The sequence below is a fragment of the Arcticibacter sp. genome (assembly GCF_045629565.1).
Classification (GTDB): domain Bacteria; phylum Bacteroidota; class Bacteroidia; order Sphingobacteriales; family Sphingobacteriaceae; genus Arcticibacter.
The window spans coordinates 1-11,411 of sequence record NZ_JAZQRL010000134.1; the positions used below are offsets into that span (position 1 = coordinate 1).

The 11,411-nt window shown below is 44.6% G+C and carries 14 protein-coding genes and 5 tRNA genes; 17 read left to right on the plus strand and 2 right to left on the minus strand.

Annotation, left to right across the window (positions count from 1 at the left end; genetic code table 11):
• Positions 1 to 174 precede the first annotated feature (174 nt).
• Positions 175 to 939, plus strand: a complete 765-nt coding sequence (locus ACKI5J_RS19585) for a hypothetical protein (RefSeq protein ID WP_407431587.1) — start codon at positions 175 to 177, stop codon at positions 937 to 939.
• Between the two features lie 121 nt (positions 940 to 1,060).
• Here ACKI5J_RS19585 and atpC read toward each other — a convergent pair whose 3' ends face one another.
• A complete protein-coding gene (gene atpC, locus ACKI5J_RS19590; protein ID WP_407431589.1) occupies positions 1,061 to 1,306 on the minus strand; it encodes an ATP synthase F1 subunit epsilon in 246 nt (81 codons plus the stop codon).
• Between the two features lie 7 nt (positions 1,307 to 1,313).
• Positions 1,314 to 2,819 carry a F0F1 ATP synthase subunit beta gene (atpD, locus tag ACKI5J_RS19595; protein WP_407431591.1) on the minus strand — a complete coding sequence of 502 codons (1,506 nt, stop codon included), beginning with the start codon at positions 2,817 to 2,819 and terminating at the stop codon, positions 1,314 to 1,316.
• A 204-nt stretch (positions 2,820 to 3,023) separates the two neighbouring features.
• Here atpD and ACKI5J_RS19600 point away from each other — a divergent pair, with 204 nt between their 5' ends.
• From ACKI5J_RS19600 to ACKI5J_RS19675, 16 genes are all read left to right on the plus strand, one after another.
• Positions 3,024 to 3,281, plus strand: a complete 258-nt coding sequence (locus ACKI5J_RS19600; RefSeq protein WP_407431593.1) for a hypothetical protein — start codon at positions 3,024 to 3,026, stop codon at positions 3,279 to 3,281.
• Between the two features lie 116 nt (positions 3,282 to 3,397).
• Entirely contained in the window at positions 3,398 to 3,859 is a 462-nt protein-coding gene (locus ACKI5J_RS19605; protein WP_407431595.1) for a redoxin domain-containing protein, read from the plus strand.
• 10 nt (positions 3,860 to 3,869) lie between these two features.
• A complete protein-coding gene (gene floA, locus ACKI5J_RS19610) occupies positions 3,870 to 4,853 on the plus strand; it encodes a flotillin-like protein FloA (protein WP_407431597.1) in 984 nt (327 codons plus the stop codon).
• Positions 4,854 to 4,998: 145 nt separating this feature from the next.
• Positions 4,999 to 5,075 (plus strand) — tRNA-Arg (locus ACKI5J_RS19615).
• Positions 5,076 to 5,131: 56 nt separating this feature from the next.
• Positions 5,132 to 5,710, plus strand: a complete 579-nt coding sequence (locus ACKI5J_RS19620) for an adenylate kinase (RefSeq protein WP_407431599.1) — start codon at positions 5,132 to 5,134, stop codon at positions 5,708 to 5,710.
• A gap of 20 nt (positions 5,711 to 5,730) precedes the next feature.
• Positions 5,731 to 6,726 (plus strand): GTPase ObgE, encoded by a 996-nt coding sequence (gene obgE, locus ACKI5J_RS19625; RefSeq protein ID WP_407431601.1) that lies wholly within the window; start codon positions 5,731 to 5,733, stop codon positions 6,724 to 6,726.
• 166 nt (positions 6,727 to 6,892) lie between these two features.
• Positions 6,893 to 7,837 carry a ComEA family DNA-binding protein gene (locus ACKI5J_RS19630; RefSeq protein ID WP_407431603.1) on the plus strand — a complete coding sequence of 315 codons (945 nt, stop codon included), beginning with the start codon at positions 6,893 to 6,895 and terminating at the stop codon, positions 7,835 to 7,837.
• Positions 7,830 to 8,357, plus strand: coding sequence for an adenine phosphoribosyltransferase (locus tag ACKI5J_RS19635; protein ID WP_407431605.1), 528 nt, complete (start codon positions 7,830 to 7,832; stop codon positions 8,355 to 8,357). Before ACKI5J_RS19630 ends, ACKI5J_RS19635 begins: the two co-directional genes overlap by 8 nt.
• Positions 8,358 to 8,809: 452 nt before the next feature.
• Positions 8,810 to 9,001, plus strand: a complete 192-nt coding sequence (gene rpsU, locus ACKI5J_RS19640; RefSeq protein WP_106290231.1) for a 30S ribosomal protein S21 — start codon at positions 8,810 to 8,812, stop codon at positions 8,999 to 9,001.
• 68 nt (positions 9,002 to 9,069) lie between these two features.
• The gene (locus ACKI5J_RS19645) at positions 9,070 to 9,948 is read left to right on the plus strand and encodes a tyrosine-type recombinase/integrase (protein ID WP_407431607.1); all 879 of its coding nucleotides are present in this window, start codon (positions 9,070 to 9,072) and stop codon (positions 9,946 to 9,948) included.
• Positions 9,949 to 9,961: 13 nt separating this feature from the next.
• On the plus strand, positions 9,962 to 10,309 hold the full coding sequence (hpf, locus tag ACKI5J_RS19650) for a ribosome hibernation-promoting factor, HPF/YfiA family (RefSeq protein ID WP_407431609.1): 348 nt from the start codon (positions 9,962 to 9,964) through the stop codon (positions 10,307 to 10,309).
• 253 nt (positions 10,310 to 10,562) lie between these two features.
• Positions 10,563 to 10,638: transfer RNA gene (locus ACKI5J_RS19655), tRNA-Thr, on the plus strand.
• A gap of 32 nt (positions 10,639 to 10,670) precedes the next feature.
• Positions 10,671 to 10,751, plus strand: a tRNA-Tyr gene (locus ACKI5J_RS19660).
• 88 nt (positions 10,752 to 10,839) lie between these two features.
• Positions 10,840 to 10,915: transfer RNA gene (locus ACKI5J_RS19665), tRNA-Gly, on the plus strand.
• Positions 10,916 to 10,999: 84 nt separating this feature from the next.
• A tRNA-Thr gene (locus ACKI5J_RS19670) sits at positions 11,000 to 11,071 on the plus strand.
• Positions 11,072 to 11,133: 62 nt separating this feature from the next.
• On the plus strand, positions 11,134 to 11,411 hold a 278-nt coding region (locus ACKI5J_RS19675), incomplete at its 3' end, for a GTP-binding protein (RefSeq protein WP_407431611.1).

Below are 11,411 nucleotides of genomic sequence, written 5' to 3' on the forward strand. Positions count from 1 at the left end.
CGCGGTATGACCATCATGCAGGGGAAACCCCGCACATTCAAGCAGACCAGCGCCAGCATCCGTGCCTCCACGGAGTTCGGTCTTTCCAGCACCACGGCGGCGGTGATCCGCCAGGCTTTTGAGCCGGCCTATGTGCACCGCGACGGGGCGGCGGCGGCCCGCTGCACCCAGGCGGTGTACCGCAGCATCCGGGGCAGCCTGACAGGCAGCGTGGGGCGGCGCGACCTGCACGATGCAGACCTGGGCTGCATCATCGGGATGGACTTCCATATCCACAGCCGGATCAGCGAGGTGCTGCAGGTCAGCCAGCGGGTGGAGCGGGACCAGGAGGGGCGGATCAGCGTCTTCATGGGGGCCTTGAACGCCCGAACCGACTTGCGGGTACCGCCGGGCATCAGCAAGGCCGTCAGCAAATACCGCATCCGGTATAGCCTGATCGGCTTCAACTTCCGCAAGGAGTACTTCGAATACCTGGAAGTCAGGGATGTGGAGCTGCGCAAATACGGACAGCTGGACGCCCAGGAGATCCGCTTTGACGCCCGGGCTGAAGCAGACCAGCTCCTGATGCTGAGCGTATCGCTGCTGGCTTATGCTGAAACACGGATGGAGGAGGGTTATGTGCTGCTGAACAGCAAGGAATTCAGCCCCTGTGCGATTATCGCTGCTTATGCAGCTGAAGAAGCGGGAGCGTACCCTGCGGGTCCGGTGAATATGGAGCTTAACGAAGAACAGCAAACACGGGCAGTAGCGATCAGTATGATGTGTTACGAAGGTAACAGGTTGCTACGCGATCAGGAACAACGGAAAGAGAAACTCACCACGAAAATGGCGGCAACAGCAAAAACGCCGGTAAAAGCGACGAAGCAACGAACGGCAGACGACAGGGATCGAGTAGATTTCCCGGTAGGGAAGCGGATATCGTTTTCTTCTAAGACATAGTTTATGGCTTTCAAGAAGGAGGTTGAGACAACCATGTGTTTAACCGCAAGAGCACAAAAAAAAGAGGCTGTACTCCATATATATTGAGACAGCCTCTATGATAGTCATTTATGAAGAAAACTTAGCTTACCACTCCTTCAGCCAGAACGGTGATCTTGTTATTTAGAACTTCGACCACTCCGCCCTTAATCAGGATGCTTTCTTCTGCCTTTCCGTTTCGGATAATTACCTTTCCATCATCAAGAATAGATATGATGGGAGCGTGATTGTTCAGTACTTCGAAAGAACCGAGCACGCCTGGTACAGTTACAGATGTAACTTCTCCCTGGAATACGGCTTTATCGGGTGTTAAGATTTCTAAAGTCATAGTGCAATTAGTTATTTGCTTCTGCTAATATTTTCTTGCCTTTTGCGATGGCGTCTTCAATATTACCCACAAGGTTGAAAGCAGCTTCAGGATACTCGTCCACTTCTCCGTCCATGATCATATTGAATCCTTTGATGGTATCTTTGATGTCAACCAATACGCCTTTAAGACCAGTGAACTGCTCTGCAACGTGGAACGGCTGAGATAAGAAACGCTGAACACGACGAGCGCGGGCAACAACCAGTTTATCTTCTTCAGAAAGCTCGTCCATACCTAAGATGGCAATGATATCCTGAAGCTCTTTATAACGTTGAAGAATTTCCTTTACGCGTTGTGCTGTGTTGTAGTGCTCATCACCAAGAACCATCGGGCTTAAGATTCTGGAAGTAGAATCCAAAGGATCCACAGCCGGGTAGATACCTAGCTCGGCAATTTTACGGGATAATACAGTAGTAGCATCTAAGTGGGCGAACGTTGTAGCTGGCGCAGGGTCAGTCAAGTCATCCGCAGGTACGTAGACCGCCTGAACAGAAGTAATAGATCCACGTTTAGTAGAAGTAATACGTTCCTGCATCAGACCCATCTCAGTAGCCAGGGTTGGTTGGTAACCTACCGCTGAAGGCATACGTCCTAATAGCGCCGATACCTCAGATCCTGCCTGGGTGAAACGGAAGATGTTGTCAATGAAGAAAAGGATATCACGTCCCTGACCCTGACCATCACCGTCACGGAAGTATTCCGCAATAGTTAAACCAGATAGCGCAACACGTGCACGTGCACCTGGTGGCTCGTTCATTTGTCCGAATACGAATGTACACTTAGAATCTTTCAATTCATTGTAGTCTACCTTATCTAAAGGCCATTCTCCTTTTTCCATGCCATGCATAAACTCCTCACCGTATTTGATGATTCCGGATTCAAGCATCTCACGAAGTAAGTCATTTCCCTCACGGGTACGCTCACCTACACCAGCAAATACTGATAAACCTTCATACGCCTTGGCGATGTTGTTGATCAGTTCCTGGATTAATACTGTTTTACCAACACCGGCACCACCAAACAGACCGATCTTTCCACCTTTTGAATACGGCTCAAGTAAGTCGATTACTTTAATACCAGTGAAGAGAACTTCAGTTTCGGTAGAAAGGTCTTCGAAACGCGGAGGTTGTGCGTGGATAGCGCGACCGGTTGATTTATCCAGATCAGCGATACCGTCAATTGCATCACCAACTACGTTGAATACTCTACCTTTTACGTTTTCACCGATAGGCATTCTGATAGGGAATCCTGTGTCAACAACAGGCATACCACGCAATAATCCGTCTGTGGAATCCATTGCAATGGCACGTACACGATCTTCTCCAAGGTGTTGTTGAACTTCAAGAATTACCTTCTTTCCGTTCTCCCTTGTGATTTCCAGTGCATTGTAAATTTGTGGGAGTTTAGCATCATTGGAGAAGCTGACGTCAACTACGGCTCCGATGATCTGCGTTATTTTTCCAGTGCTTGGCATATGATATTGAAATAAAATGCGTTATTAATCAATGTTTAAGCCCCTTTTTAGGTCACTTTTTTGGGTCTGCAATAATACGCTTTATCTTTGAAAAAAAAATGTCTTAATTCAAAAGATTTTCAATAAAATAACATAAAAATACTATCTTCTTAAAACTAAAGTAATCGGATGATGTTAATGGATCAGTGTGAAATTGTCCGCTTAATGAAAATAAAAGATATTTTAAGAGACAAGTCATTCCGGTTGATTACTTGTTTCTATGTGTTTTTAGGAATTCTCATCTTCCATCTGGAAGCTTTCTCTCAGTCAAGCCAGAATGACTATGGGCTTATGACTCCTAAAAATGATCAATGGTACAATGAGCCCTGGATATGGGCGGTTTTTACGGCGGTACTGATTCTGCTCGTTGCCATTAATGGTCGTATTGATAAGCCTTCGCATGTAAAAAGCGAAATCCGTTAATTTTCCTTCCGCTTCTATTGTATCTTTTCAGACAGATTGCTGAAATTAGATAACCTCGTCCATAATATTACCTATATTAGCCAGTGATCCTAAATTGTTAATATCAAGAATCATTTATGGCTTTAATACCAGGACAAAAGGCACCCGATTTTACCCTGTATAGTTCTGAGCTAAAAGAGGTGTCGCTGAGCGACTTCAAATCAAAAAAGCTTATTATTCATTTTTTTCCGATGGCCTTTACCGTGGTGTGCACGGATCAGCTGTGTACTATGCGCGACTCTTTTGGCTTTTATGAAGGATTGAACGCTGACGTCCTGGGGATATCAGTAGATTCCCCTTTTACGCTGGCAAAGTTTAAAGAAGAAAATCATTATCAGTTTCCTTTGTTGTCAGACTTCAATAAGGAAGTTTCGCAGGCCTACGGTGCCTTTTATGAAGACTTTGTATTTGGAATGAAAGGCGTAGCGAAGCGTGCGGCCTTTGTTATTGATGAAGACCAGCGTCTGAGATATGCTGAAGTGCTGGAGGCCGCATCTGACCTCCCCAATTTTGAGGCAATTAAAAATAGTTTAATATAATAGTTAACGAATGGATAATAATGTTCAATTAATCATGATTGTAGTAGGTGCGATTGTCGCCCTATTCTTTTTTCTCTACTTGTTGCCGGTCAACTTGTGGTTTACGGCCCAGCTCTCGGGAGTAAAAATATCGCTGCTGAATTTATTTCTGATGCGTCTTCGTAAGGTTCCGCCATCTTTGGTCACCAATGCCATGATCACCTCTACCAAGGCAGGATTAAATATCACATCAAACGACATTGAAACCCACTTTCTGGCGGGGGGAAATGTAAATAACGTGATCAAGGCGCTTATTTCGGCCGATAAGGCGAATATTCCGCTGACATTTAAGCTGGCTACTGCCATCGACCTTGCAGGCCGTGATGTGTTTGATGCAGTTCAGTTGTCGGTTAACCCGCGGGTGATCAATACACCTCCGGTTGCTGCAGTAGCGAAGGACGGTATTCAGCTGATTGCAAAAGCAAGGGTGACGGTTCGTGCTAACATTAACCAGTTAGTGGGTGGTGCCGGTGAGGAAACGATCCTGGCCCGTGTAGGCGAAGGTATTGTGACCACTATCGGTTCTGCAGTTAACCATAAAGAGGTGCTTGAAAATCCAGACCGGATATCTAAGACCGTTTTAGGCAAGGGGCTGGATAGCGGAACGGCTTTCGAGATATTATCCATTGACATCGCGGATATCGACATCGGCGAGAACATTGGCGCGAAACTTCAAACCGACCAGGCAGAAGCAGACTTGAAGGTTGCTAACGCGAGGGCGGAAGAAAGGCGTGCGATGGCTGTTGCTTCAGAGCAGGAGATGAGATCCAAGGCCCAGGAAGCGCGTGCTAAAGTTATCGAAGCGGAGGCTCAGCTTCCTTTAGCTATGGCTGAGGCTTTCCGGTCAGGAAATCTCGGCATCATGGATTATTATAAAATGGAGAACCTGAAATCAGATACGGATATGAGAGAATCGATATCCAGACCGGGCAAGGGATCTCCGAATACTCCGTAAACCGCATGGGATGCAAAAACAGGAGGTTTTTTAATTTGTTGATAGTTAATTAAATAGCCGTTGAGATTAATTTAAAGGCCTGTTTTTTTTAAAATTATTTAGAAAATGTAGAAAGAACTTCTATCTTTGCATTCCATTAGCGAAGGGACTTATAGCTTAATTGGATAGAGCACCTGACTACGGATCAGGAGGTTGGGGGTTCGACTCCCTCTAAGTCCACCATCTCAGAAAGCCTTTTCGACAAACGGAAAGGCTTTTAAAATTTAAAAATCACCCAGATGCTAAATCTCGTTCTATTTGGCCCTCCGGGAGCCGGTAAAGGGACCCAATCCCAAAAGCTCATTGAAAAATATAAGCTTGTACACCTCTCCACAGGAGACATTCTCAGAAGTGAAATTTCAAATGGTACTGAACTAGGGACAGAAGCGAAGAAGCTCATGGATCAGGGTCTTCTTGTGCCTGATGAAGTCGTTATCGGAATGATCAGCAACAAGCTGGATTCTAATAAGGACGCAAATGGCTTTATCTTTGATGGTTTCCCGCGTACGGTTGCTCAGGCAGAGGCTTTAGATAGCTTGCTGGAGTCAAAAAATACCGCCATCTCCGGAATGATCGCCTTGATCGTTGATAATGATGAATTGCAGAAGCGTTTGCTACTGAGAGGTAAGGATTCGGGCAGGCCTGATGATGCGAACCCTGAAATTATCAGCAAACGTATTCAGGAATATAATGATAAAACTGCTCCTGTAGCTAATTTCTACAAGGCTCAGAATAAATATCAAAGCGTTAACGGCATAGGTAGCATAGAAGGTATTTTTGCTTCTATCAGCCAGGTAACGGATAGCTTTAGCAAATAAATTTTTTCAAATAATTCGGTATGTCCCAGGGTTCCAACTTTGTTGATTATGTGAAGATATGTTGTCGCTCTGGTCGTGGTGGTGCAGGTTCTGCGCACTTACACCGCGACATCCTGACCTCTAAAGGTGGTCCGGACGGTGGTGATGGCGGTAGAGGCGGACACGTTATCCTGAAGGGTAACAGTCAGCTCTGGACTCTGCTTCACCTGAAATACCGTAAGCATGTTATTGCGGGCGATGGGGAATCTGGCGGAAGCTCATTGAGAAGCGGGAAGACCGGAAGAGATGAGTTTCTGGAGGTGCCCCTTGGCACTATTGCCAGGGATGCTGAAACTGGAGAGGTTCTGTTTGAAATTACGGCTGATGGCCAGACGGAGATATTGACCAGCGGCGGTAGGGGAGGCCTGGGTAACTGGCATTTTAAATCTTCAACGCAGCAGACCCCGCGGTTTGCACAGCCTGGTGAAACGGGGCAGGAGCAGTGGATGATCCTGGAGTTGAAGGTACTTGCGGACGTTGGATTAGTAGGTTTTCCGAATGCAGGTAAATCAACTCTTTTGTCGGTCGTCTCTGCTGCTAAGCCCGAAATAGCGGATTACGCTTTTACTACGCTTGTTCCGAATCTGGGGATCGTTTCCTATCGTGATAATCGATCCTTTGTAATGGCCGATATTCCGGGAATCATCGAAGGTGCTTCTCAGGGTAAAGGATTGGGGCTTCGTTTCCTTCGACACATCGAGCGTAACTCCGTGTTGCTTTTTATGGTGCCTGCTGATACGAACAGGACTATTGAACAGGAGTACAACATTCTGCTTTCCGAACTGGAGGATTACAATCCTGAACTGATGCATAAGCCAAGGATCCTGGCGATCAGCAAGTCGGATGTTCTGGATGAAGAATTGATGGAAGAGATGAAGCAGGAACTTCCTGCAGGAGTACCGTATGTCTTTATATCTTCTGTAGCACAAAAAGGCTTGCAGGAGCTGAAAGACCTGCTTTGGAAATCGATAGTGTAGTAGCGTGACGGCCGGTACACCTCATGTGTTGCCGCCAGTGGATATAGCTATCTCTTTAAGGTATTGTGTGCTGCTGCCCGGCTTATAAAATTATTTTTCCTGTTTTTTTCCTGACACATTATTGTTTCTATGTTTGGTTTGCACATTGTGCTAACCTTATCATGTTATGAACAAGTGGCTAAATGCACTATTCGGCTTCAGCAGGAAAGAGCAGAACGGACTGGTTGTATTGTGTATACTGATTCTTCTATTCGTTTTTTTACCGGTAATATATAAGGCCAGCGTGAGGGAGGATGTTTACGTTGAAGATCTTCCGGTTGAGTCGGAACTTCTGCAAGGTGAAGCGGGGGACCAGAAACCTGGAAGGGGAGTTCCGGAGACCAGTACCCGCAGCACACAACGTGATGGCGATGACCGATCCCGGAAGGTTGCAATCAAACAACTATTTTCTTTTAACCCGAACCGGCTCCCCGCAGAACAATGGCGGAAGCTGGGCCTTACAGACAGGCAAATCAAGGTGATCCATAATTATGAGGGCAAGGGTGGATCGTTCAGAAAAAAAGAAGATCTCCAAAAAATCTATTCCATTAGTGATGCCTCTTATCAGGAGCTTGCGCCCTATGTCAATATCCCCGTGGGCGAAAAGCCGTCTTTCAGCAAAGGGAGTCGTTATGATGGGCAAAAGATTTCAGGACGTGGAAAGGTCGATAGGGTTATTGAGCTGAATGCTGCGGATTCTGCAGCTCTTGTGGAGGTGAAAGGTATAGGCCCTGTAATTGCCTCCAGAATCATTAAGTACCGGAGCCGCTTAGGTGGATTCCGCGAAGTGGGCCAGCTGCGTGAGGTATTTGGCATTGATTCAATAAGATATGAAGAAATTTTCAGTCAATTGACAGTCGACACGACGGCTTTAAGTAAAATTCATATTAATCGTGTCGATTTTGATGAGTTGAGAAAGTACCCTTATTTAACGTATAAACAAATGAATGCGATCATTCAGTATCGCAAACAACATGGAAACTATGTGTCCATCAAAGACCTGAGAAAGATCAATATCCTGGATGCTGAAATTTTGCGTAAAATTGCACCTTATTTGATTTTTGATGATTAGCACGAAGATACATTCTGTAGTAAGAGATATACACGATTTTCCTAAACCTGGTATAGTTTTTAAGGACGTTACTCCGATTTTTAAAGATCCCGGACTATGTTTGGAAATTGTGGATGCGTTTGCTGAGAAGCTCTCAGGAATAGAAATCGATGTGATTGCGGGGGTAGAGAGCAGGGGGTTTTTATTCGGACTAATGTTGGCTGCGAAACTACATGTTCCTTTTGTGCCGGTGAGAAAGCCGGGGAAGCTGCCATTTACCATTGTAAAAAAGGCGTATGATCTGGAATACGGATCTGCCACTATTGAAATGCATACGGATGCGATTGAGCCTGGAAACAGGGTGCTGGTGCACGATGATCTGCTGGCAACCGGAGGAACGGCTGTTGCGGCATCACAGTTGATACAGGAGCTGGGGGGCATTGTAGCTGGGTATGCCTTTGTAATTAGTCTGGATTTTTTAAAGGGAACTGAGCGGTTAAAAGCGTTCTCGCCGAATATTGTGAGTCTGGCGAGTTATTAACCACCGGATGCGATGCTGCCATCGTTGAGGCTGTTTTCCGGGCAACGCTTCGATTGGTTCGGTTAGGGACTGAACAGGTGAGTGCAAATTTGCTTGTAGAACTTTACCGGGGCCGAGAGAAGCAGCACGACTGGGTATAAAAAAGGAAAGCCGATCTTTTTAGTATCGGCTCCTATCAACAAACTCAAACTCAAAACAAATTTTTTATTCTTATACCAGATTGCTGCCTGAATTATAAGATTTTAATCCTCTCAATGATTATACAACAAAGGTAAAGGGGCTTAGCTATAAGCGGAATGACCGGGGTCATTTATAGCTGAGATTGAAATCATATTTGCCGAGCTTAGGGGAGACGATTTCGATGTCTGATTATTTGCAAATCAATGTTTTAGTTTCCGAAAATTTCCTTACTTTTGCAGTCCTTTAAAAAGCGAAAGGAGGTATATTAGCAGATGATTATTATCAACGTAAAAGATGGCGAGTCTTTAGATAAAGCCCTTAAACGATTCAAGAAGAAATTTGAGAAGACCGGAGTATTAAGAGAACTACGTAGCCGTCAGGCATACGAGAAGAAATCAATTACCCGCCGTACTACCGTTAAGCGTGCAGTATACAAACAAACCCTTAATCAGGATGTAGTTTAATTTCTTTATAAATTTTAACACGAAAACTATTTGTATATTGCATTATTGTAATACGCAAATAGTTTTTGATGTTTATAACCAGGTTTAGCCATCATATAGAGTTCGAGAAGCGGTTTTCGAAGCATACCATTTCAGCGTATTTGCAGGACCTTGGTCAATTCAAATCGTTTCTTTCCTCACGGGAGCTGGACTTCGATTCGGTGACACATCGCGACATCAGAACCTGGTTGGTTGATCTGATGGCGGAATCGGGCCCACGAACCGTCAATAGAAAACTTTCCTCTCTACGGGCCTTTTATAAATTCCTCAATAGGGAAGGCCTTTCGACGGCCAATCCACTTATTCAGATAAAAGCATTAAAGACACCTAAGCGTTTGCCTGTAGCCTTGCATCAGAATGATCTGAACGCGCTTCTGGATCATGGCGATTATTTTGCGCCGGATTTTGGGGGACTGCGTGACAGGCTCGTTATTGAGATGCTGTTTGGCACCGGAATCAGGCTCGCTGAACTGCTGGGTATCAGGGAACGCGACATAAATGTGTATGAGCAGACTGTGCTCGTCAATGGAAAGCGTAATAAACAACGTCTAATTCCGTTAAATAAGACATTGATTAAGTTAATAAATCAATATATTAAAGAAAAACATAGTCAGGGTTTCAGTTGTTGCCCAGATATGTTGATCTTGACTGATAGAGGGAAGGCAGCGTATTCCGGGCTAATTTATAGGATAGTTACGAAGCACCTGTCTTATATTACGAGTAAGGAAAAGAAGAGTCCGCACATTTTACGCCACTCATTTGCTACAAACCTGCTGGAAAATGGAGCCGATCTTAATTCGGTGAAGGAGCTGTTAGGGCATTCGAGCCTTGCGTCTACGCAGGTCTATACCCATACTACAGTTGAGAAGTTGAAAACAATTTATAAACAAGCCCATCCAAAGGCTTAAAAAAGGAGGTCAAATGAAAATCAGTATCCAGTCAATCCATTTTAATGCAGACAAAAAATTGTTGGCATTTATTCAGAAAAAGGCAGATAAGCTAGATCAGATGTCGGATCAGATCATAAGCGGAGAGATTTACCTGAAGCTGGAGAATACGGTTAGTGAGGAAAACAAAATCACAGAGATTAAAGTTATCATGCCCGGGACGCAGTTATTCGCCAAGGAGCAATGTAAAACATTTGAGGAAGCAACTGATCTGGCCATAGAGTCTTTAAAGCGCCAGATTGACAAAAATAAAGTAAGGTCAAAACCCCATCTGAGTAATCACAAAGTGGACCGTGAGATCTTGCAGATAGAAGAGGATTAATTTAAGTGAGAGCTAAATTAGTAAGTATCCGGCAGTTAGAGAACTGCCGGATTTTTTTTTCAAAAAAATTTTGACGGATGTGTATTTTATGTAGATTTGCAAACCCTTTCAAAGAGCCTCTAAACGTAGAGAATCACACAGAAAAGGTAGTTCTTTAAAAGTTGAAATTTTATTTTTGAATTTAAAAAGTATTCATATCTTTGCAGCCCATTAACGATTAAGTTAATGCTTGTGAAGAACAAGGATAAAATAAGCCTCCTTAGCTCAGCTGGTAGAGCAACTGACTTGTAATCAGTAGGTCATTGGTTCGATCCCGATAGGAGGCTCCAGGTTGGAGATTATAATGATCGACAATCAGGCTGGGGGGATACCAGAGCGGTCAAATGGGACGGACTGTAAATCCGTTGCTTCGGCTACGAAGGTTCGAATCCTTCTCCCCCCACCGAAATCTTAGATTTTGAAGTTTGCGTTTCTCCAGGGAATCGGAACTTTAAAATCCGGGAGGGAAAATTTGGAAAGAAATAAAATAAGCGGAAGTAGCTCAGTTGGTAGAGCGATAGCCTTCCAAGCTATAGGTCGCGAGTTCGAACCTCGTCTTCCGCTCCATTTTAACAATAAGCAGTCGGCAGTATGCCGTTTGCAGTTTTGTGTTTCAGGGTTATGGGAAACGAACTGCGGACTGACGGATAAGCCGATGTAGCTCAGCGGTAGAGCACTTCCTTGGTAAGGAAGAGGTCATGGGTTCAAGTCCCATCATTGGCTCGGTTAAGGTATATAATCAAATACAGTAAAAATAAAATTAACCTACTAATTAGTATAAAAAAATGGCAAAAGAAAAATTTGACCGCAGCAAACCGCACTTAAATATCGGTACAGTCGGTCACGTTGACCACGGTAAAACTACTCTTACTGCAGCTATCACTAAAGTATTAGCTGATGCTGGTTTGTCTGAGGTCCGTTCATTTGATTCAATTGACTCTGCTCCTGAAGAGAAAGAGAGAGGTATCACTATCAATACATCACACGTTGAGTATTCAACAGCAAACCGTCACTACGCACACGTTGACTGTCCAGGTCACGCGGATTACGTGAAGAACATGGT